Raw genomic sequence first — 23,033 nt, 5'->3', positions numbered from 1 at the left:
TAATCGTAGGTAATTGCGAGAAGCTTAACCCGAGTCTAATAGTTGTGCTCGAGCCCTCGACCTTCAAAGCCTAGAAGACGACGTTTGGAAAGCTCTTGTTCAGTCTATTGACCTCCACAGGCGGACAAAGTTCTCCTAACGCAAGTTACACGACAGCGCCGTAGTCATGCCGCGATCCCGGTCAGCCATTTGAACACGATTGCCGCGCGGTCCGAGGACTGGTTGTGCAGTTTGACATAGAAATCCAGCGGTGCGGGAACAGTTTCCGGCACCAGCTTGACCAATTTGCCTGATGCAACCAGATCTGACGTCAGCCCCTCCCAACCAAGTACTGCGCCCATGTCGTCCTGTGCTGCCTGCAACGCTATGACATAGTTGTTGACGCGGTGGGCAGAATTCAGCGGCCCGTCGTATCCCAGAATCCGCGCCCAGCCGTACCAATCCGTCCAGCCGGATTCCGGCTCATCCAAGTGGATCAGGGGAACGTGTCGAAAATCTGCGATGGTTCTCACGCTGTGCTGCTCTGCAAATCGGGGGCTGCAAAGGGCCATGATCTGGTCGTGAAACAATGCGTGGCACGGGCCGGTCTCGCGGGACATGTCGCCATAATGGATACTCAGATCGCAATCGGGGATGCTGGTGTTCAGGTCATTGACGATCTGCGAAACTGAGATGTGGCCGTGACTCTTCCAGAATTGAGCCAGGCGCGGGGTCAGCCAGAGCGAGCTGACCGCGGTACTCGACCTGATCGTCACGGCTGATCCTTTGCGTTGCGCACGTAGCTGATCAAGTGCTTCGCCGATGCCCTCAAAGCCGCGCTGGAGCGCGACCAAAAGATAAGCGCCACCTTCAGTCAGCTCGACACCTCTGTGAAATCGGTGAAACAATGTGAACTGCAATTCCTGCTCAAGCGCTTTGATCTGATGGCTGATGGCGGCGGGCGTGACGTTGAGCTCTTTGGCGGCGGCCTTGAAGCTGACATTGCGTGCTGCGGCTTCAAAGCTGAGCAGGGACGTCATCGGCGGCAGGTTATAGGGGCGTTTGGGCAATATCTTTTCTCATGACAACCGCATTTGCGGGGATTTTTTCGCATGAAACTTCTTGTTTCAGATTAGTAAAACTAATGCAGGTTGAGATTTTTTACAATTGTGCGAAAGCGTATTTGAGCCAAAATCACCGCCAACGTTTGTCGAGGGGAGTCGCATTGAAACCGCGACACCGACGAGCCCTGCAGTTTTTTGAAGGAAGATAGAATGAAGTCTCACGCAAAAGTTGTGGTTGTCGGTGGGGGATGCGTCGGCGCTTCCATTCTCTATGGGTTGACCGAACATGGGTGCACCGACGCGGTTATGTTGGAGCGGACGACCCTGACATCGGGTTCCACATGGCACGCTGCGGGGCTGCTGGTGACGTTCGTGCGGTCGCACAACGTTTCGAAGATGACGATGGAAACCATCCGCATTTACACCGAGGTCGAAGAAAAGATGGGAACCTCGGTTGGTCTGCGCAAAGTTGGCCAGTTACGTGTGGCCAATACCGAAAAGCGCTGGGACGAATTCCAGTCCTATATCTCGATTGCCGAAGCGGCGGGTGTGCCCTGCAGGTTGCTGACGCCGGAGGAGATTGCCGAAGTGCACCCGCTGCTCAACCAAAGCCCGGATATTCGCGGCGGTATCCTGCACACCGAAGACGGGTATGTGAACCCGGCCGATATCACGATGGCACTGGCCAAGCTGGCACGGGATGCCGGGGCCAAAGTCTATCAGAATACCGAGGCACAGGCTTATGAAAAGCTGGACAATGGCCACTGGAAAGTGACCACCAATCAGGGTGAGATCACGTGTGAGCATCTGATCTTTGCAACCGGCAACTATGCCCGCGAGAATGCGCGGCGCGTGGGATTGGACCTGCCCTGTATCCCGATCGTTCACCAGTATTGGACGACCGAGACTGTTCCGCTGCTGAAAGAACGCCGCGCCGAAGGTCTGCCGGAATTCCCCATCCTCAGGGACGAAGATTACGGCGCGTATCTCCGTGAGGATGTGGGCGGCATCCAGTTTGGCCCCTACGAATTCACCAAAGACCTCAAGCTGTTTGCAGAAGACCGCGTGCCACCGGATTTTGGTGCCGATCTGCTGCCCGAGGATTTCGACGCGGTTGAGACCCAATGGGAACGGGCAATTGAACGTGTGCCAACGCTGGGTGAGGTCGGGATCAAGGCCAATACCCGCGGCCCGTTCCAGATGACCCCGGATGAATTGCCGCTGGCCGGTCCCGCGCCGGGGCACCAAAACCTTTGGCTGGCCGAAGGGATGCCCGGCGGTATCCTGTGGGGCGGCACAGTTGGCAATCGTCTTGCCAAATGGATCGTCGATGGCGATCCGGGAATGGATATGTCGGAACTCGACCCGCGCCGGTTCTCGGACTATGCGTCCAAACGCTGGACGATGGACAAAGTGCGCGAGACCTGGGGCACGCACATGGATGCGCATATCCCGGGCGAGGATTTCCCCGATGCCCGCCCGATGAAAACCATGGGTTCTTATGATCTGTTGACCGCGCATGGGGCCGTCTGGACCAGCTTCAATGGTTATGAGTTCCCGCGCTGGTTCGCCAAATCTCCCGCAGAGGCGATACCCGAGCATTCATTTCGTCGTACCAATCACATGGAGAGGGTACAGGAAGAAGTGCGCACCACCCGTGAAGAGGCCGGCTTCATCGAGATGTCGCCGATGACCAAATTCACCGTGCGCGGACCGGGTGCGGCGGCCTGGCTGGACAGCCTCATGGCCAACAAACTGCCCAAGGTGGGCCGGATGACCCTGTCGCTGATGCTGAACGACAAGGGTGGCATGGATGCGGAATACACCATCGTGCGCTACGCCGAGGATGACTTCTATCTGATCTCCACCCCGAACTGGCGGGCTTACAACTGGGATCAGTTGCAGCGGCTGCTGCCCACCGATGGCTCTGTCATCATGGAAGATATTTCGGAACAGCTTGGCGTAATCGCGCTGGCCGGGCCCAAGGCGCGCGAGATCCTGCAACCGTTGACCGACAACGATCTGTCGAATGCTGCCTTTCCGTGGCTGTCTGCACAGATGGGTGAGGTGGGCTATGCCAAGGGCGTCCACCTGTTGCGCGTTTCCTACACCGGCGAGTTGGGGTGGGAGTTGCACCACCCGGTCGGCTATAACCGCCATCTCGTAGACTTGCTTTTGAAAGCGGGTGTGAAGCCCTTTGGTCTTGAGGCGCTGGAGTCCATGCGACTGGAAAAATCCTATCGCGCCATCAACCGCGAAATCTGCAAAGATTTAACGCCCTATGAGGCAAGCCTTGACCGCTTCGTTGTAACCGAAGGACGTGACTTCATCGGCAAGGCCGCGCTGGTTAAGCAAAAACAACAGAACACGTATAGCCAATTGGTCACGCTGAAGCTGCCGTTCTGCGACACCTCGGTGATGTTTGACGAAGGCGTCTATGCCGATGGGGAATTGATCGGCCGAGTCACGTCGGGCGGATTTTCGTACTACTGCAACCACGACATCGCGATGGCTTTGGTTCCGCAGGACAAGGCGGCGCCGGGCACCAAAATGCAGGTGCTGGTTCACAACGAAATGCGCGATGCCGAAGTCATTGATGTCTGCGCCATTGACCCCACCAGCGCCCGTGCGCGCGCCTGATCCGGAGGAATTGAAATGGCAGAAGTCAAAGCACGCTCAGGCCGGGGTGGTGGACGCGCGGCGCGGGTTCAGGCGCGGACCAATCCGCCGCCTGTTTATCTTTCGACATTGAACCGAAAGGTTGGTCCGATTGATCCGCTTGGCCCTGAAGGGGTCGAGAAGATTCACAATGCGGCGATGACGATCCTGGAAACAACAGGCATTGAATTCCGCGACCCGGTCGCTTTGGCCGACTGGAAGAAATACGGCGCGGATGTGCAGGGCGAACGGGTGCGCATTGGCCGAGAGATGCTTATGGACCTGATCTCGGCCGTGCCTTCGGAATGGGGCTATGCCGCGCGCAACCCGGAACGCTCGTTGCGGGTCGGCAACCGACATTCGGTGTTCGCCAATGCGTATGGCGCACCGTTTGTCTATGGCTTGGACGGTGTGCGCCGTCCATCCATGCTGGAGGACGCTCAGAACTTCTTCAAACTCAGCCAGATGAGCCAATCGATGATGGTGCCCGGTATCCTGCCGGTGGAACCGCAGGACGTGCCGGTTCCGCAACGCCATCTTGAGCTTGTCCATGCCGCGCTGACGCTGACCGACAAACCCATCAAGGGGTCCGTGCTATCCGAGCAGGCGGCGCGGGATAGTGTTGAGATGACGCGTATCGTGTTTGGCGCGGATTTCGTTGACGAAAACGTCGTGATGGCTGCCCTGCTGAATTGCAACACGCCGCTGGTCTGGGATGAGACCATGCTGCAAAGCCTGCGGGTTTACGCCGCCGCCAACCAGCCCTGTCTGTTGTCGCCCTTTGTTCTGGCCGGGGCCAGCACCCCAGCCAGCCCGCAAGGGGGCGTGGCCCTTTTGATTGCGGAATCGTTGGCGGGCATGGCCTATAGCCAGATCATTCGTCGGGGTGCACCAATGGTGCTGGGCGTCGCGATCATGGGTGTGTCCATGAAAACGGGCGCGCCGATGATGGGCTCGCCAGAGCCCGGCCTAATGAACCTGCTGGTGGGGCAGATGGCGCGGTTTTACGATGTGCCTTGGCGGACCTGCACAATGTGGACCGGTTCGAAAACCCCGGACATGCAGGCCGCGTTCGACACCGCAAACACCATGTGGCCGGTACTGCTGGGTGGAGCGAATTACATCGTGCACTCGGCAGGGTTCCTGGAGGGGGCGCTGGGCGTCAGCTACTCGAAGTGGGTGCAGGACAGTTTACAGCTTGAGAACTTCCATCGTTTCTTCAGCGGGCTAGCCGATGAAAATCTCGACGCATTGTTGGATGACATCGCGCAGATCGGCCCCGGTGGCCATTTCCTTGGCACCGATCATACGCGCGAGAACCCGATGCACATGAACCATCTGCAGAACAACGACAGTTTCGAGCAATGGGAAGCGGAAGGGTCAAAAACTGCGGAAGTTGTGGGCAACGCAGAGGCAAAGCGCATGTTGAACAACTACGTTCGTCCGCCAATGCCGGACGATCAGCGCGGTGCACTGGATGAATTTGTCGCCAAAAAGCGCGTGGAATACAGTGCCTAAGCTGCTTAGGCTGCGATCAACCCGCGGCCGCGTTCGTTTGAATCCTCGAAGCATAGGAACTTGAAATGGCTGAAAACTCTACGGAAACGCTTTCACTGGACGAGGTTCGTGCACTGGCGAATTCTGTCCTTGTGACGGCGGGGATGAACCCTGCGGGCAGTGATTTGATTGCTGACATTGTCACAAAGTCCGAACGCGACGGACCGCGCAGCCATGGGCTGAGGATGCTGCCTGTTTATGCTCAAAGCTTTACGTCCGGATATGCTAACCCGTCCGCTTCGCCAACGATTGAGCGGATCGCCCCGGGTGTTCTGCGCGCAGATGGCGACAATGGATATTACCAGATCGCCGCTGCTGCTGCGCGGGCGGAGCTTGTCGCCATGACCCATGAGCAGGGCATCGCCGCGTTCACTTGCGCCAACTGTCATCACCTCGCCGGGCTGCGTTTCGACACCGAACCTTTGGCCGAGGCCGGACTGGTCGCTTTCGCGGTGGTTAATTCCCTGTCCATGGTGGTTCCCCAAGGCGGTGTGCGTCCGGTTTTTGGCACCAACCCGATGTCATTTGCCTGTCCAAGGGTTGGTAAACAGCCGGTGGTTTGGGATCAGGCCTCATCCATGGTGGCGTTGATGGACATTCGGATGGCAGCTGCCGAGGGTCATGACCTGCCGCGCCCGGCCGGGCTGGACACCGAGGGTCAACCCAGTGTCGATCCAAACGCCATTCTTGAAACACGCAGCCTGTTGCCCTTTGGCGAGCACAAGGGCGCAGCGATTGCGTTTTTGATCGAAGTGATGGGCGCTGCCTTGTCTGGCGGAACCTTGTCGGTGGACAACGCAGATCGCGAAGCTCACGGGGCATTGAACATCAAGGGCGGCAATACATTGATCGCCATTGATCCCAAACGGTTCGGAAACACCGGTTTTGATGACTATGTCGCGCGGATCTGTGCGGAAATCGAGGGTAATGGCGATGCGCGCGTTCCGGGCGATGGTCGCCTGCGAAACCGCGCCGCATCCGAAGCGAACGGCGTATCGGTGAGCGCCGAGCTGCTGGCACAGCTGCGCGGTTTGCAATGACGGGCGGCACAAATGGCTAGCATTGCGGTAGTTGGGGGCGGCGTTGTTGGCATCTCCTGCGCGTTGGCGTTGCAGGCCGATGGGCATGAGGTGACCGTAATTGAACCCGGTCCGATCGGCGAGGGGGCCAGCTGGGCCTCTTGCGGTTGCATCGCGGTTGGCGAAATTGTGCCCCTGTCCCAACCGGGGATGTTGATGAAAGTGCCCGGTTGGCTTTTGCGGCCCCAGGCCCCTTTGACACTTCGCCCGGCATCCGCTTTGCGTGTTCTGCCGTGGTTTTTGCGGTTTGCCGCGAACGCGCGTCAATCGAGAATGCGCGCGATTGCCGAAGACCTTGCCCGCCTGACCTTTGCAGCGACCGAGGATTTCAAGGCACAGATCGCAGATATCGGGCGGCCCGAACTGTTGGTCGAACGGCCTGTTATCAAACTGTTCGAAGACGCTCAGGATCGCGCTTTGATGGCCGCAGCGCTTGATCTGGCCCGTGACCTTGGCTGTCGGATCGAGGATGTCACTGGCGCAGAAGCACATGAAATCGATCCCGCGATTGCGTCGGACTTTCATTCGGCAGCTTTGCTGCGTGACTGGAGTTTCGTGACCGATCCGGTGCTTTTGGTCAGCGAATTGCACAACGCCTTTCGCAATCGCGGCGGGCAGGTTGTGTCGGGTGCCGCGGTTGAATTCGACCGCAAGGGTCAGATGATCTCAACCGTGCGCCTGTCTGACGGTCGCGTCTGCGAGGCGGATGAGTTTGTCATTGCTGCCGGAATCCACTCGCGCCGCCTATCTGACAGATTAGGTGTGCCGTTGAAGATCGAAGGTGTGATCGGGTATTCAACCGCGTTGCGCGACTGCAACGTCGATCTTGGCCACACTGTGTTTTACGCAAAGGGCGGTTTCGGGATGACGCCGTACGAGGATGCGTTGGCCGTCGCGGGCACGATCGAGTTTGCCAGTTCGGATGCAAAACCCAACTGGAAAAGAGCTGATATTTTGGTGGACCATGCGCGTCGTGTCTTGCCGGGCCTGCGTACGGACCGAGCCGAGCGACGCATGGGGCGGCGCCCGTTGACGCCGGATACACGGCCCATCATTGGCCGCAGCAAACGCCTGCCCAACGTTACCTTCGCGACCGGGCACGGGCAGTTGGGCCTGACATTGGCAGCGACCACAGCCCGGTTGGTGGCCGGGGAGTTTGCGGGTAGAGCGACCAATATTGATCTCAGCCCGTTTAGTCCGGACCGCTTTTGAAGCTCGGTCAACGAGCTTGCGGCAGGTTAACTCGCGATCAGCTCTCCGCCCCGAGCGTTTCTGCCAGCCTGATGGCTGCAAGAAAGGAATTGCTGGCCCAGGACTCCGGCGGGTTCAGAGGTACGAAGGCGTCCGTGGTGACGTAAAGATTTATGATGCCATGTGCCACGGTCTCGCAAATTTTTGCATCCGCCGTCGGATGCCCGGCCCGCACGATGTCAACCGCCACCTGATACAGCGTTTCCATCGCACTCAACAGCGGTTGCCGAAGGTCGGGATACAGTGCGACTGAATTCGAAAGCGACTGATAGCAAATGTTTGTTCGGGGATCTGATGCGTGATCGGTGCTGAACAGCACTTCGATAAGCGCTCGGGTGCTCGGCGGGTTTCCTAGCGACTCGCGAAGAAGAGCACTTTGCTGGTTGAGCGTTTCTGCAATGTGATTGCCAAGCGCCAATACCATGGCTTCGCGATTGCCAAGGTGGTGTCGAATAAGCGGGCGTTTCAGCCCCGCCTCGGCGGCTATCTTCTCAAGTGTCGCGCCTTCAACACCATAAGTCGCGACGCAAGTCATGAAGGCATCCAGGACCTCTTGCCTGCGTTGATCTTGGACTGACGGTCGCCCCATTGTTTTTCCTCAAACTTTCGAGCTTGAACGCGCGACGGATAGAGAAAGGGAAATTTTCTGTCAATGTGGACAGCCAAACGACGCTGGGGCCCCAATTTCGGTAGGTAAGCCGAAAAGGGATTGCAGAAATTCTACGTAAACGAATTCTTATCGACCTCGGTCTAACACTGTAGCGCAGTTGCTGCCTGCGCCGGTCTTGATCTGGAAACCATGGAACGGCTGGTAGGCGTTGGATTGAAATCAGGAGTTCTGACGCCGTGAGATTTTGGGTGCCATATCTGATCGCGATCGTTTTTGTGACAGGTTGCAGCGAGGGTATGCAGGACACCAAGTCGTTTGTCGCGGAAATGCCAGACCACGAGGTTGGCAAATTCGAAGCGGGAAACCTTACAGGAGATATTTCAGATACGGAGTTTGCGAAACTTGTGCGGTCCAGCGTTGTCGCATCTCCGTCCGCGCGGGCCGGTCTGGCCGGTATCGCTGCGTCTCAGGCGCGTATCACATCCGAACAGGGCAGGCTTCGACCACAACTGAACGCGGAAACCTCGGTGACAGATGACGGCGATACAATCCCAATCCTTCGGCTGAGCCAGATCATCTATGACGGCGGCAAGGTAGCAAGCCGGGTCGGATTGCGCCGGATCGAAGCGCAGCAAAAGTGGCTTGATGAACTGTCCGTGCTAAACGCTTTGAGTTTCGAGGCCGTCGAAACAATCATTGATCTTGAGCGCAACCGCAGACTCGAAACTCAGGCACAAGAAAATCTGCAACGAACGGGTGATTTGGTCGACGACCTGAGAGAGCGCTTCGATGCAGGTGCCGGGTCTGTCGCAGACCTGCTGGCCGGTGAGGGACGGCAATCGAATGCCGAGACAGAGCTGGCGCAGGCGCAAACAGAGGTTGCTCTTGCGACTGCAACATGGATCGAAGTGTTCGGGTCCCCTCCGGGTCTGGTTCCGACGATTCCACCCGCGCCAAATCTGGTTCAGGCGTCCGCACAGGAAATGGTTGCGCGCAGTCCGCAACTTCGCAGCCAACGCGCCGCAAGCGAGTTTCGCAGGCAAGAAGTTGTCGTGGCCGAACGGGCAACGCGCCCGACACTTTCGGCAATTCTGGAGACAGATTTTGACCGGGGGTCTATCGACGACGGGGCGCAGGCCCGATTGGGTGTCGACATTCCGATTTATCAGGGTGGATCAGCCCGCGCCGATGTCCGGACCGCGCGCGCCAATCTGCAACAAAGCAAAGCCAACGAGGAAGCCCTGCGGCGAGAGTTGTTGCGCAACCTTACACAGGCGATTGAAGAAACAACCTCGGTCCAGCAACGACTTGCTTTCGCGCGTCGCGCGGCTGCAATTAACTCAGATGCCCTGGACGCCGCACGGGGACAATTCGACATCGGCCGAACCAATCTTCTGCAAATTCTCGACGCGCTGCGCGAGCTCAACACAGCGCAAGTGCGGGTAATTCAGCTTGAGGCGCAGGCGCGCCGCGCGGAATATGCTGTTCTTGCGGTCACGGGTGATATTCTGGATGCCCTCGGTGTTGAGCGACCCGCTGGTCCGGTGGAGTGAGGAGAGGCCACTTTGTGCCTTGCGAGCGTACAAAGCGCCAAACAAACGCATTCTGCGCAATTGCCGATTAGCGCAATTTCGATCAACAAAAGTCGCCGAACTCTGCCACTTGATCTGTCATACCCAGCCTCCCGGCCTTGTGTCAGGTTGTCAAAGCATCAAGACCTCAATCCATAAGTCCACTCGCTGCAAGGGTCGATCAGGTCATGATATCGGGCGAAATTCGCCCGCAGGTCTCCGGCAATCTGGAAATCTCGGCCATAGCGTCCGCGACCTCGCGCAAGGCGGTTTGGGTATCAAGGTCCATTTGACCGCCTTGTGGCGTGAACTGCTCCAGATAAACACGGATTGTGGCGTTGTCGGTTCCTGTGCCAGACAGCCGGATCACGCCGCGACTGCCGTTTTCAAAAATTACACAAACGCCTTGGTTCTTGCTTACCGAGCCATCGACCGGGTCCTTGTACGAGAACTGATCTGCCGCCGCGACAATCAGATTGCCCGCCGCGCTACCGGGTAGCTTTGGCAATCTGGCGGTCAGGTCGGTCATCATTTGGTCGGCTTTGCGACTGTCCACGGCCTCATAGTCATGACGTGAGTAATAGTTGCGACCATAGGTCTGCCAGTGATCTCGCATGATCTCACGGACCGAAGTTCGACGCTTGGCCAATATGTTCAACCACAAAAGAACTGCCCAAAGGCCATCTTTCTCTCTCACATGGTCGGACCCCGTACCGGCGCTTTCCTCGCCGCACAGCGTGATGCGTCCGGCATCGAGCAGATTGCCAAAGAACTTCCATCCCGTTGGGGTTTCAAAACAGTCGATGCCCAAATCTGATGCAACCCGGTCCACGGCTGCGCTGGTAGGCATCGAACGTGCCACCCCGGCCAGACCAGCGCTGTAACCTGGCGCAAGATGCGCGTTAGCGGCCAGAACCGCCAGGCTGTCGGAAGGCGTGACGTAGATGCCTTTGCCCAGGATCATGTTCCGGTCGCCATCCCCGTCTGAAGCCGCTGCAAAGTCCGGTCCGTCGGGCGACATAACCAGATCGACCAGCGGCTTGGCCCAAATCGGGTTGGGGTCTGGGTGACCCTTTCCAAAATCGACCGATGGTATTGCGTTCAGGACGGATCCCTTGGGCGCACCTAGCTCGTCTTCTAGAATGGCAGTGGCATAAGGCCCGGTTACCGCATGCATGGCATCAAACCGAAGCGTGAAGCCCTCGGAAATCAGGGCTTTGATCTGATCAAAGTCAAATATCTCACGCATCAGTTCCGCATAGTCGGTCACGGGATCGACGATCTCGACCTGCATGTCTTCGAGTTTGGTGACACCGATTTGCCCAAGATCAAGCGGGTCCGACTCCAGCGTGATGTATTCAGCAATACGCTGAGAGTGCTGGTAGAACGCTTCGGTCAGGCTCTCAGATGCGGGGCCGCCATTGCCACCGTTGAATTTCAGACCGAAATCCGCGTCGACGCCACCTGGGTTGTGGCTGGCTGACAGGATGAAGCCACCATCGGCACCGCGCTTGCGGATCAGATTGGACGCGGCAGGTGTGGACAGCAAACCATTCTGCCCGACGATCGCGCGCGCCGCTCCGTTTGCTGCGGCCATGCGCAAAATAGTCTGGATGGCCTCGGCATTAAAAAACCGACCATCACCGCCAATGACGAATACCTTGCCTTGGCCACCGCCGATTGCGTTGAAAATCGACTGCACGAAGCATTCAAGATAGCCGGGTTCCATGAAGACGCGTGTCTTCTTCCGCAGTCCGGAAGTCCCGGGCTTTTGTCCCGAAAAAGGTGTGCAGTTATGCGTCACGAAAGACATGGATCGGTTTCCTTGTTTTGAACGGTGGCCCGGGTTCGGCGCGCCGGTTCCATCGCATTGCGCAGCTCTTTCACTTCCTGCAGAGCGGCAATTTCATCGACTGCCACGGACGCCCGACGTCGCCAATTCGGATGCTCGTCAATAGTGCCGGGCAGGTTCTGAGCCTGTTCTTGGCCAAAGATATCATCCAACTGCACCGTGACCAGCTTTGCGGGGCTTCTGGCCAGTTCCCCATGAATCGCGCCCATGATATCGCTCAAAGTGGCGCTTGGAGGAATGGCACAGTGTTTGCGAAGCGCGTTGCGTTGTCTTGCCCGCGCGCCGTGCATTCCTATTGCGGCATCCGGCGACAGCCAGCCGATAGAGCGCCACCATTCGATATCGCGCCCGCGCCAGAATCCCCTGATCGTCGGGGTATCGTGGGTGCCAAAGCAAGCCATCGTAAAGGGACGCAGCTGTCGCGCGGATCGCAATTCGCCATCGCCCGTCCCTTCAAACTGCCAGACCGCATAGCTGTACAGGCCGGACGCGTTCAATCGTTCACGAAACCCTGCTGGAACCAGCCCTAAGTCCTCACCTACGACGCAGCAGCGGTTGCGCGCGGCCTCGATGGCCACAACGGCAAGCAAGGCCTCGAACGGTTGTGAGATATAGCCACCCGGGCTGCCATCCTCGGGCACCCAGAAGCTGCGCATCAATCCCAGGACGTGATCAATCCGGACAATCCCGGCTTGTTTCATGAGTTTCCCGAGCAGCGCACGCAAAGGTTCATAGCGGTTCCTGGACAGCTTGTTGGGCGCGTACGCGGCCAAAGTCCAAGATTGACCCGCAGGGCTCAGCTGATCAGGCGGTGCGCCAACCGATACACCGTGTGCAATCAGGTCCTGGTGCATCCAAACTTCGGCCCCGCCGGGTCGCGCACCAACCGCGAGGTCGAGATAGAGGCCAAGGGCCATTCCGGACTCAAGCGCCGCAGATTGCGCCGCTTCGATCTGTCGGTTTGCTTTCCATTGCAGCCATGCGTGAAAAACGTCTCTGGGTGCAGCCTTTGTCCGGTCGGGCTGGCGCAGACGCGCGGGCCAGTTTCGAAAGTCACCGCCGTGCGTTTCGCTGATGCTCTCGAACATGGCAAATTGGGCAAGCTCCTGACCTTCGGCTCGGCAAAACGCTTGAAAGTCATCTCGCTCGTGCGGTGTCGCGTCGTTTTGAAATCGCCTATGTTCCGCTTCAAGCGCGGCTCGGTGTTTGGTGCGAAAAGCCGTGTAGTCGATGCGGGCGTCATCGGGCGCTGGCGCGAGCCTTGAATCCACGGCAATATGGTCGATGTTCAGGAAACCGCGATGACTGGGTGAATAAGGGCTTTTGGTATCATTTGCGGCCCATCCCAGCGCGTGTATGGGATTGATCCCGAAATACATGGCCCCGTTTTGTCCAAGGGATGACATCGTTTTACCGAGGTCCAAATAGTTTCCCACCCCGCCATTTTTTGAAGAATTCAACGCGTAAAGCGCGCCGGATACACCCCATCCTTTGTCTCGCTCGGTCAGGTCCGCGATGGTCGGGGCGTGCGCTGGGCGGCTGAGAAGGAGTGTTTCATCACAGCGGTCTGCACCACGGGCAACCAACGTGAAATACCCAACCGGCAGCGGTTGAAGTGAAAGGCAGGTGTCGCCCCGGCCTGCCTGAATTTCCCGGCCCGCCTCATCAAGGACCTGCCACTCGCAGGATTGCGGCAGTGCGAACTCAAAGGTCTCACCGGCGGATACGACTTGCTCGGTCGGCACGATGCGCCCTGTGCGCTCAGCTTGTCGTGATTGCAATGCCTCGTCTATCGCCTTGTCTGTACTTGCGTCGATGTCCAAGGCTCTCAGCAATGCTCTCAGCGTCGGAGGGGCGCAGGTCTGGTGCGTTCCGTCCCAGCCGTGATAGCCAAGATGGATTCCGCACTCCTGCGCCAACTGCCGCAGTTGGTCGTCACTATCCATCATTCGGCCGACGGTTGGTGCAGCACGAAGGCTGCGACGGAATTTGCCGGGATCCGCGTCGCAGATGTCGTGATTTCGCGCGCTGTCTGGGCGGCAGTCGAAGTGTCAATCTCCTGGCGCCAGATCTTTTGGCCACTTGGCGGCAGTTGCAGTTCCCGATCCTCATACTCGCGATTGAAGGCCAGCAGCACCACATCAGACATCGCATTTCCGGCCACGCATTCGGCGCAGCCACGCAGAATCAAACACAGGCTGGACAGCCCCGGGTCGCGCCAGTTCAGTGGTGATCCGTCCATGGCGCGCCATTCGACGTCCGGATGTCCGTCAGCCCGTTTTGCGCCGTGCAGGAATCGGTTCTGATTCAGAACGGGGTGTCTGGCCCGAAATCCTGACAAAGCCGCGGTAAAGGCAACCAGATCGCTGTCCAATTTGGTCCAGTCGATCCAACTGACAGGGTTGTCCTGACAATAGGCGTTGTTGTTGCCGTTTTGGGAATTGCCGCCTTCATCCCCGGCCAGCAGCATCGGAGTGCCTTGCGAAAGAAAAACGGTGGCCAACATATTGCGCATCCGCTGATGGCGGGCCGCATTTATTTCTGGATCGTCACTGTCGCCTTCGACGCCGAAGTTGTCGCTGTAGTTACTGTGATGCCCGTCGCGATTGTCTTCGCCATTGGCCGCATTGTGGCGCTGAAGATAGCGGGTCGTGTCGGCCAATGTGAATCCGTCGTGCGACGCAACGAAGTTCACCGATGACCAGGCTTGCCGACCCTTTGTGTCAAACAAATCCGCCGAGCCCAAAAGTGCCGAGCCCATGTCCTGTGCCGAATGTCCATCTCCGCGCCAGAACTTGCGCACCGTGTCGCGATAGCGGTCGTTCCACTCGGAAAATTCAGGCGGGAACCGACCCAACTGATATCCGCCGGGACCGACATCCCAAGGCTCCGCGATCAGTTTGACCCCTGCCAGCACAGGATCTTGCCGCAGGGCGTCCAAAAACCCACCGCCTGTTTCGAACCCATGCGCCTCGCGGGCCAGCGTGGTGGCCAGATCAAATCGGAAGCCGTCGACCCCCATGCACTGCACCCAGAACCGCAAGCTGTCCATCACCATCCGCAGTACAAACGGATGCCGAACCTTCAGCGTGTTTCCCGTACCGGTATCGTTTACGTAGTAACGGGGTTGGCCGTCCAGCAGCAGGTAGTAAGAGGCATTGTCGATCCCGCGAAAACTCAGTGTCGGGCCAAGATGATCACTTTCGGCGGAGTGGTTATAGACGACATCCAGAATGACCTCGATACCCGCGGCATGAAACCGGTCGACCATTGCGCGAAACCCGAAAACGCCGGACGGTCCGAAATAGCGCGGCTCGGGCGCGAAGAAGCCCAGTGTATTATAGCCCCAGTAATTGCGCATGGACCGCGCGCGCAGGGCACCCTCGGATGTGAAGGCATGAACCGGCAGGATTTCCACCGCCGTAACGCCCAATCGGGTCAGATGGTCCAGAATCGGCTGCGAGGACAGGCCATCGTAAGTGCCCTTTACGTCATCGGGTATGTCTGGGTGCAGCATTGTGGCGCCTCTGACATGCGCCTCATATATGAATGTTCCGTCCCAGCGACGCCCCAGTGTCACGGCGTCAGGCGAAAAGCTGTCTGGATCGGAAACCACGGACTTGGGAACATGGGGCGCGCTGTCGACCTCGCTGAATGACAGGTCCCCGTACGGAGAATTAGGCAGGTAACCAAGAATGGCTGGATCATGATTGACGCGGCCGTGCAGTTCGCGCGTGTATGGATCCAACAACAGCTTGTTGGCATTGAACCGATGCCCGCGTTCCGGTGCAAACGGACCATCCACCCGAAAGCCGTAGAGCGTGCCGGGCTTCAGCCCCGGGACGTATCCGTGCCAAACCGAGCCGTTCCGCTCGGGCAGGGCCATGCGAGTGAACTCGCGCGCGCCGTCCTCAGTGAACAGACACAAACTGACGCGCGAGGCGTGTTCGGAAAACAAGGCGAAATTCACGCCATTGCCGTCGAAATGTGCACCCAGACGCGACGGGTTCCCGGGTTGGATCGTCAGTTGGTCAGGTCCGATATCCTTCATTCAGACAGATCCCGATACATTTGAGCATACGCCTTTGCCGACTGGTCCCAACCGACGGATTGACGCATCGCCGCGCGTTGCATTACCTGCCATTTTTTCTTGTCGGAAAACGTGTCGAAGACTCGGTTCAGCACCTCTGAGATGCCGTTTGCGGACACATCACCAAATACAAATCCTGTTGCGCATTCGGCGTTGAGCGCGGCGACATTGGCGTCGATCACGGTGTCCGCCAAACCTCCGGTGCGTGCGACAATGGGTATGGTTCCGTAGCGTAGTCCGTAAAGCTGGGTCAGGCCGCACGGCTCGAACCGCGAAGGGATAAGAATGGCGTCAGACCCGCCCTGCAACAGGTGGGCAAACGCTTCGTCATATCCGATTACGGTGCCAACTGATCCGGCAAAGCGCTCGCCAGCCTCGGTAAAGGCTCGTTCCAATGCAACGTCGCCAGACCCCAAAACGGCAAGTTGGCCGCCGCCGGCAACGATGTCGGGGATTGCCTCGGCCAATGCGTCCAGACCTTTTTGCTCGGTCAACCGGCTGATAACGCAAAACAAGGGACCGGATGCGTTCTGATCCAATCCGACACGTTCTGCGATACGGGCGCGGTTTTCCGCCTTTCTGCCCAAACTGCGGGCGTTATAGCCAACGCTAAGTGCCGGGTCGGTGGCCGGATCCCAAATGGTCGTATCAATTCCGTTCAGGATGCCGCTGAGGTTGTCGGCCCGGGATTGCAAGACACCTTCCAGGCCCATGCCGTAGTGCGGTGTAAGGATTTCACGGGCGTATGTCGGGCTGACGGTTGTGATCCGGTCGGCAAACATCAATCCGCCCTTTAGGAAACCCAGATCTCCGTGAAACTCCAACGCTTCGGGATGAAACCAGTCCCCTCTCAAACCCAACTCAGCAAGAACATGGGGTCCGAAACGGCCCTGAAAGGCGATGTTGTGGATTGTCAGAACTGATTTTGGCTCAGGCCGCCCAGATTGCTTGAGATATACGGGTGTCAGAGCGGCCTGCCAGTCGTGCGCGTGCACGATGTCCGGTTCCCACCCGTCGACACCATCAAGCCCAATACGCGCCGCTGCCTGCGCCAAAGCGCCAAAGCGCAGATGGTTGTCTGTCCAATCTTTGCCGTCCGGGTCGGTGTAGGGCAGGCCGGGGCGGTCGAACAGTTGCGGGGCGTCCAGCAGAAGCAATTCAATGCCCTGAGCGGTGACGAGCACAACTTGGCCATAGCCGCCGGGCAGATCGTCGAACAGAGCAACTTGTTTGCCGCCGCTGAGCAAGGGTTGCAGTGCGGGATAGGCAGGCAACAGAATCCGGCTGCCGATGCCCAGACTGGACAGCGCGTCTGGCAGCGCGCCGACGACATCCGCCAAACCTCCGGTCTTGATAAAGGGCGCACATTCCGAGGCGACCATCAATACTTGCATTTTACGAATCCAGCTGTTCGATCATCGCTTGTGTAATCAGGCAAACACCGCCTTCTGTGCGCCGGAAACGCTTGGCGTCAAGCTTTGGATCTTCGCCGACGATCAAACCGGGCGGAATTTTGACGCCCCTGTCAATGACGACATTCTTCAGGTAAGCGCGACGTCCGACTTCGCAATAGGGCAGGGCGACCACGCCCTCGAGTTGCGAGTAGGAGTGGGTTTTGACGCCGGTGAACAGCAGACACTGATAAAGCGAGGACCCTGAAATGATGCAACCGCCTGAAACCATTGAAGAAACGGCCTGACCGCGCCGGCCTTCCTCGTTGTGGATGAACTTGGCCGGTGGCGTCAGCTCTGAATATGTCCAGATCGGCCAATCGGTTGCGTAGATGTCCAGGCCCGGTTTGAAGTCCGTGAGGTCAATATTGGCCTGCCAATAGGCATCGATGGTTCCCACATCGCGCCAGTAAGGTTTGTCTTCAAGGCCCGACATAACGCAGGATCGGCTGAACGGATGCGCCATGGCGCCGCCTTCGGCGACAATGGTTGGGATTATGTCTTTTCCAAAGTCGTGGCTGGACGTCTCGGAAACTGCGTCGGCCTGCAGAATTTCATAAAGGTATTCGGCCTCGAACACGTAAATGCCCATGCTTGCCAGCGATAGGTCGGGATTGTTCGGCATGGGCGGCGGGTCTTCAGGTTTCTCCACAAAACTCAGAATTTTGTCTTTCTTGTCGACGGCCATCACGCCAAAGCCCTTGGCCTCCTCACGGGGGACCTCGATGCAGCCCACCGTCACTTTTGCGCCGGACTGAACGTGCTGTTCGATCATCAGCGAATAGTCCTGTTTGTAGATGTGGTCACCCGCCAGCACGAGAATATATTTCGGACCGTAACCCTTGAGGATGTTGATGTTCTGCGTCACGGCATCCGCCGTGCCCTTGTACCAATTGTCTTCATTGAGCTGTTGGGACGCGGGAAGAATGTCGAGGGATTCGTTGCGTTCCGCCCTAAAAAAGCTCCATCCCCGTTGCAGGTGTCGGATAAGACTGTGCGCTTTGTACTGTGTCGCGACGCCAATCCGCCGAATGCCCGAGTTGACTGCGTTGGACAGTGCAAAGTCGATGATCCGCGTTTTCCCGCCGAAGTAAACGGCCGGCTTTGCCCGAATATCCGTCATTTCTTTCAAACGGCTTCCCCGGCCACCGGCAAGAACATAAGCCATGGTCTGATTGGCCAATCTGCGACGATCTTGTTTCAACGGATGTCCTCCCCTGCAGGTTTTGGTCTATTCGGGTCTGTACTCAAAAAAGACTGTAGCAAGTGGCGGCACTGTCATCACTATAGAGTGCTGGCAGCCATGCGTTGCGACAGGTTCGGAATTCAACCCGTTGCCATTGCCTTGATTGCTTCCGCCGTAAAACTCGGAGTCCGTGTTCAGTCGTTCAGCCCAATGGCCGGGCCGGGGCACGCCGATACGAAAATCCGTCCGGGTAACTGGCGTGAAATTGGACACAACCAAAACAGGTGCGCTGTCATCTGTGCCGTAGCGAACCCAGGAAAAGACCGAGTCGCTGGCGTTGCCGCCATCAATCCAGACGAACCCCTCCGGGTTGCTGTCTCGTTGGTAGAGCGCAGGGGTCCCGCGATATAACGCGTTCAGATCACGCACCAGTCGTTGCATCCCCGCATGATTAGGGTGTTCGAGCAAATGCCAATCAAGGCTCTGTTCATGGTTCCATTCACCGGTTTGTGCGAATTCGCCCCCCATGAAGATCAGCTTTTTGCCCGGATGACCCCACATAAAGCCATAATAGGCCCGCAGGTTCGCAAAGCGTTGCCAGTCGTCACCGGGCATTCTGCCTAGCAGTGATCCTTTACCGTGAACGACTTCGTCATGGCTGAGCGGAAGCACGAAGTTTTCAGAAAACGCATAGTGAAGCCCGAAGGTCATCTTGTCGTGGTGATACTTTCGGTTCACCGGGTCTTCGGCCATGTAGCGCAGCGTGTCGTTCATCCACCCCATGTTCCATTTGAAGCCGAAGCCCAGACCCCCGTCAGACGTCAAACCGCAAACACCCGGAAACGCGGTGGATTCCTCTGCAATCGTCATCGCGTCCGGGTGTGCGGCGTAAACGGCCTCGTTCATCTGTCTCAGAAATCCGATGGCTTCCAGGTTTTCGCGCCCGCCGTGAATGTTGGGCACCCATTCGCCGTCTTCCCGCGAATAATCGCGGTACAGCATCGACGCCACGGCGTCGACGCGCAGACCGTCGATATGGTACTCTTCCATCCAGAATTTTGCGTTCGCGATCAGGTAGTTGGACACCTCTGCCCGGCCATAGTTGTAAACAAGTGTATTCCAGTCCGGATGATACCCTTCTTTCGGATCAAGGTGTTCGTACAACGCTGAGCCGTCAAAACGTCCCAGCCCATGGGGGTCTGTCGGGAAATGCCCGGGAACCCAATCAATGATCAGGCCCATATCCGCCTGGTGGCAGGCGTCCACGAGGGCGCGAAAATCATCGGGCGTCCCAAAACGCGCGGTCGGGGCAAACAACCCAACCGGTTGATAGCCCCAGGATCCGCCAAACGGGTATTCTGATATCGGGGTAAGCTCGATATGGGTAAAACCCATGTCTTTCGCATAATCCACAAGGTCCGTCGCGAACTCTTGATACCCCAACGAGCGATTGCCCTCTTCCGGAACGCGCCGCCAGCTTTCCAGATGCACCTCATAGACCGAGATTGGCTGATCGACTTTATGGTGTTTGCCACGCGTGTCCATCCAGGCGGAATCTGCCCAGGTGTATTTTCCAAGATCGCGCACGACCGAGGCTGTTTTGGGCGGTAACTCTGAACCACATCCTACGGGGTCTGCCTTTTCTGGAAGAAGATTCCCGTCGGAACCCACGATTTCAAACTTGTAAACCGCACCTTCGCCCAAGTTCGGCATGAATATCTCATGCACGCCGGTTGCACCGCGCCGGCGCATGACGTTCCTGCGCCCGTCCCAGCCATTGAAGTCGCCGATGATCGATACGCGACGTGCGTTTGGCGCCCAGACCGCGAAGTGCACGCCGTCGCACCCCTCATGTGATACGACATGCGCCCCAAGCGCCCGCCACAACTGGCCGTGCCTGCCTTCGCCCAGCAAATATTCGTCAATCTCGCCCAGAACCGGCCCGAACGCGTAGGGGTCATGTTCCGACCAGCCGTCGTTTTGTCGGGTTAGACGCAATAGATACGGGAACCGCTTTTTTCGGCGCGGAACGACCCCGGCGAACACGCCACTTTCCGCATCGACCCTTGAAAGCGCACAGAGTTTGCGCCCGGTTTTCCGGTCAAGAACTTCGACTTCGTCCGCTTCGGGGTGGAAGCATCGGATCACCAACCGCCCGTCAACCTCATGCAGCCCAAGAACCGAGAACGGATCGCCATGCTCGCCCTTTGCAATGGCAGCGGCATCGCTGGGTTGGATGAGGTCGCTGCTCATGCTGATTTGCCCAGTGTCTTGGTCAGAACGCTGTCCGCCTGCCAGATATCGCGGGCATAGCCACGGATCGTTCGGTCTGACGAGAACCAGCCCATGCTGGCGGTGTTTTGCAAGGCCATCGCGGCCCATTTCTGGCTGTCGCGATAGGCCACATCGGTCCGGCGCTGGGTGTCGAAATAGCTGTCGAAGTCACATGTGACCAGAAAGTAGTCGTGATCGTAAAGCGTTCCGATCAGGGAATGATAGCGCCCCGGCTCTTCGGGTGAAAACAGCCCTTCGAAAATCTGGCCGAGGACGCGTTCGAGCCGTGGGCTGGCGGCGATGGACGCCCGCGAATACTCATGAACGGTACGCCGTTCCATGACTTCCTGCGCGGTCAGTCCGAACAGAAAGAAATTGTCCGCCCCCACATGTTCGCGGATTTCGACATTGGCCCCGTCCAGAGTGCCGATCGTCAGCGCACCATTCAAAGCAAATTTCATGTTTCCGGTCCCCGAAGCCTCTTTCCCAGCGGTGGAAATCTGTTCGGACAGGTCTGCGGCAGGGATCAGGTTTTCGGCCATCGTGACATTGTAATTTGCCGGGTAAACGACCTTTAGCAGGTCGGCCGTTACCGGATCCGTGTTTATTACCTTGGCTACATCGTTGATCAGTCGCACGATTTGCTTGGCGACGTGGTAACCCGGCGCTGCCTTGCCGCCAAAGATCTTGACCCGAGGCGTCCATTCGGACCCCGGATTATCCCGCATCTCATTCCACAACGCGACCGTTTCCAAGATGTTCATCAACTGACGCTTGTATTCGTGGATGCGCTTGATCTGGACATCGAAAATTGCGTCCGGGTTGATGGAAACACCGCAATTGTCTGCGACCCAGTTTGAAAGCTGTTCCTTGTTGTGACGCTTGGCAGCGCTGAAATCATGCAAAAAACTATTGTCGGATGCGCGGCTTTTGAGTTGTTTCAACTGCTCGAGATCGGCCACCCAGCCTTCGCCGATTTCCCGGGTTATCAGATCGCTCAGAACCGGATTGCAGGTGTGCAACCACCTGCGCGGCGTGATGCCGTTGGTCTGGTTGATGATCCGCGTGGGGTGAATGCGATGCAGGTCGGCGAAGACCGTATCTTTCACCAATTCGGTGTGCAGAGCCGAGACGCCGTTCACCTTGTGCGCCATGACGAAGGCCAATTCACCCATGTGAACTTCGCCATTCTTCAGGATGCGCGGGCTGTCGGGAAACTCTTGCTGTTGCAGTTGGTCGATGGCCCGAATGATCTCAAGGTGCCGTGGCAGGACGCGACCCAGCAAGCCTTCGTGCCAACGTTCCAGGGCCTCAGGCAAAAGCGTGTGGTTGGTGTAGCCGAGACAACGGCGTGCCAGTGTTATCGCCTCGTCCAGTGGCAGGTCGTGTTCGTCTGCCAACAGACGCACAAGCTCAGGCCCGGCAATCGCCGGATGCGTATCATTGAGTTGAATGGCGACGGCATTCGGCAATTCGCGAATGTCACCATGATCGCTGAGGAAACGGCGCAGCAGGTCCATAATCGAGGCGGCGGTAAAGAAGTATTCCTGCTTTAACCTCAGTTCTTTGCCCGCGTCTGTCGTGTCGTCGGGATACAAAACGCGCGAAATCGTACGCGCCAGTGCTTCAGATCGGCTGGCAGCGAGATAGTCGCCGCGGTTGAAGCTTTCCAGATCAAACTCGTTTTCAGGCCGGGCGGACCAAAGCCTGAGCGTATTTCCCCACGCTCCTTTCCACCCTACGACCGGTGTGTCGAAAGCCTGCGCCAGAACCGTATCTGAAGGATGCCATTCAGCGTTGCCATTCTGGTGGGCCACGTATCCGCCAAAGGCGATCCGGTAACGTACCTCGGGGCGCTCGAATTCCCATGCAAAACGCTGGCTCAGCCACGTTTCCGCTTTTTCGACCTGTCGACCGTCGACAAAGCTCTGTTCGAAAAGCCCGTGCTCGTATCGAATGCCGTAGCCATAGGCCGGTATGCCCAACGTGGCGAGGGAGTCCATGAAACAAGCCGCCAGCCGGCCAAGGCCCCCATTGCCCAAAGCGGCATCCGGTTCGTCCTGAAATATGACAGCGGCATCCTGCCCCAAATCTTCCAGCGCCTGACGCACTTCATTCGTGAGGCCGAGGTTGGCCGTCATATCTTCGACCAGTCGACCGATCAAAAATTCCATGGACAGGTAATAAACGCGCTTTGCGCCGGATTGATACGTTTCACGCGTGCTTTCAAACCACGGATCAACGATCCGGTCCCGCAAAGTCAGTGAAACTGCCATGCGCCAGTCATAGGTCGAGGCGTGCGGAACGTCCTTGCCCAGCGAATATGTTAGATGTCGGAGGATTTCTGATTTCATAGTTGCAGTACGACCAGGGTTTTAGATTGGGTTGACGTTGAGTGTGGGCACGATGTG

At 57.8% G+C, this 23,033-nt stretch carries 14 protein-coding genes; 5 read left to right on the top strand and 9 right to left on the bottom strand.

What is annotated here, in order from left to right:
* Positions 1-164 precede the first annotated feature (164 nt).
* Positions 165-1,049, bottom strand: coding sequence for a LysR family transcriptional regulator (locus tag RA28_RS09940; protein WP_039527397.1), 885 nt, complete (start codon positions 1,047-1,049; stop codon positions 165-167).
* Between the two features lie 204 nt (positions 1,050-1,253).
* On the opposite strand from RA28_RS09940, the gene RA28_RS09935 reads away from it, so the two are divergent.
* From RA28_RS09935 to RA28_RS09920, 4 genes are all read left to right on the top strand, one after another.
* Entirely contained in the window at positions 1,254-3,683 is a 2,430-nt protein-coding gene (locus RA28_RS09935) for a GcvT family protein (protein ID WP_039527392.1), read from the top strand.
* A 15-nt stretch (positions 3,684-3,698) separates the two neighbouring features.
* Positions 3,699-5,219 (top strand): trimethylamine methyltransferase family protein, encoded by a 1,521-nt coding sequence (locus tag RA28_RS09930; RefSeq protein WP_039527389.1) that lies wholly within the window; start codon positions 3,699-3,701, stop codon positions 5,217-5,219.
* 65 nt (positions 5,220-5,284) lie between these two features.
* Positions 5,285-6,298 (top strand): Ldh family oxidoreductase, encoded by a 1,014-nt coding sequence (locus tag RA28_RS09925; RefSeq protein ID WP_039527385.1) that lies wholly within the window; start codon positions 5,285-5,287, stop codon positions 6,296-6,298.
* A 12-nt stretch (positions 6,299-6,310) separates the two neighbouring features.
* Positions 6,311-7,549: an NAD(P)/FAD-dependent oxidoreductase gene (locus tag RA28_RS09920; protein ID WP_039527380.1), complete on the top strand. Its 1,239-nt coding sequence runs from the start codon at positions 6,311-6,313 to the stop codon at positions 7,547-7,549.
* A 37-nt stretch (positions 7,550-7,586) separates the two neighbouring features.
* Here RA28_RS09920 and RA28_RS22215 read toward each other — a convergent pair whose 3' ends face one another.
* The gene (locus RA28_RS22215; RefSeq protein ID WP_052261401.1) at positions 7,587-8,177 is read right to left on the bottom strand and encodes a TetR/AcrR family transcriptional regulator; all 591 of its coding nucleotides are present in this window, start codon (positions 8,175-8,177) and stop codon (positions 7,587-7,589) included.
* Between the two features lie 269 nt (positions 8,178-8,446).
* Between RA28_RS22215 and RA28_RS09910 the strand changes: the two genes are divergently transcribed.
* Positions 8,447-9,751, top strand: a complete 1,305-nt coding sequence (locus tag RA28_RS09910) for a TolC family protein (protein ID WP_039527377.1) — start codon at positions 8,447-8,449, stop codon at positions 9,749-9,751.
* A gap of 199 nt (positions 9,752-9,950) precedes the next feature.
* On the opposite strand, the gene RA28_RS09905 is transcribed toward RA28_RS09910, so the two are convergent.
* From RA28_RS09905 to RA28_RS09875, 7 genes are read right to left on the bottom strand one after another with little or no spacing between them, the layout of a single operon-like run.
* Entirely contained in the window at positions 9,951-11,582 is a 1,632-nt protein-coding gene (locus RA28_RS09905) for an alpha-D-glucose phosphate-specific phosphoglucomutase (RefSeq protein ID WP_039527374.1), read from the bottom strand.
* The gene (gene malQ, locus RA28_RS09900; RefSeq protein WP_193747384.1) at positions 11,570-13,567 is read right to left on the bottom strand and encodes a 4-alpha-glucanotransferase; all 1,998 of its coding nucleotides are present in this window, start codon (positions 13,565-13,567) and stop codon (positions 11,570-11,572) included. Before malQ ends, RA28_RS09905 begins: the two co-directional genes overlap by 13 nt.
* Entirely contained in the window at positions 13,567-15,672 is a 2,106-nt protein-coding gene (gene glgX, locus RA28_RS09895) for a glycogen debranching protein GlgX (RefSeq protein WP_052261399.1), read from the bottom strand. Before glgX ends, malQ begins: the two co-directional genes overlap by 1 nt.
* Positions 15,669-17,105 carry a glycogen synthase GlgA gene (gene glgA / locus RA28_RS09890; protein WP_039527371.1) on the bottom strand — a complete coding sequence of 479 codons (1,437 nt, stop codon included), beginning with the start codon at positions 17,103-17,105 and terminating at the stop codon, positions 15,669-15,671. The genes glgX and glgA overlap by 4 nt, the downstream gene beginning before the upstream one ends.
* A gap of 1 nt (position 17,106) precedes the next feature.
* Complete coding sequence (gene glgC, locus RA28_RS09885) at positions 17,107-18,366, bottom strand: glucose-1-phosphate adenylyltransferase (RefSeq protein WP_039527368.1); 1,260 nt, start codon at positions 18,364-18,366, stop codon at positions 17,107-17,109.
* Between the two features lie 27 nt (positions 18,367-18,393).
* Positions 18,394-20,601, bottom strand: a complete 2,208-nt coding sequence (glgB, locus tag RA28_RS09880) for a 1,4-alpha-glucan branching protein GlgB (RefSeq protein ID WP_039527366.1) — start codon at positions 20,599-20,601, stop codon at positions 18,394-18,396.
* On the bottom strand, positions 20,598-22,976 hold the full coding sequence (locus RA28_RS09875) for a glycogen/starch/alpha-glucan phosphorylase (protein ID WP_039527363.1): 2,379 nt from the start codon (positions 22,974-22,976) through the stop codon (positions 20,598-20,600). Before RA28_RS09875 ends, glgB begins: the two co-directional genes overlap by 4 nt.
* Positions 22,977-23,033 lie beyond the last annotated feature (57 nt).

The organism is Ruegeria sp. ANG-S4 (assembly GCF_000814005.1).
Classification (GTDB): domain Bacteria; phylum Pseudomonadota; class Alphaproteobacteria; order Rhodobacterales; family Rhodobacteraceae; genus Ruegeria.
Note: the sequence above shows the minus strand (reverse complement) of the source record. Positions and strands in the feature narration are given on the sequence as shown.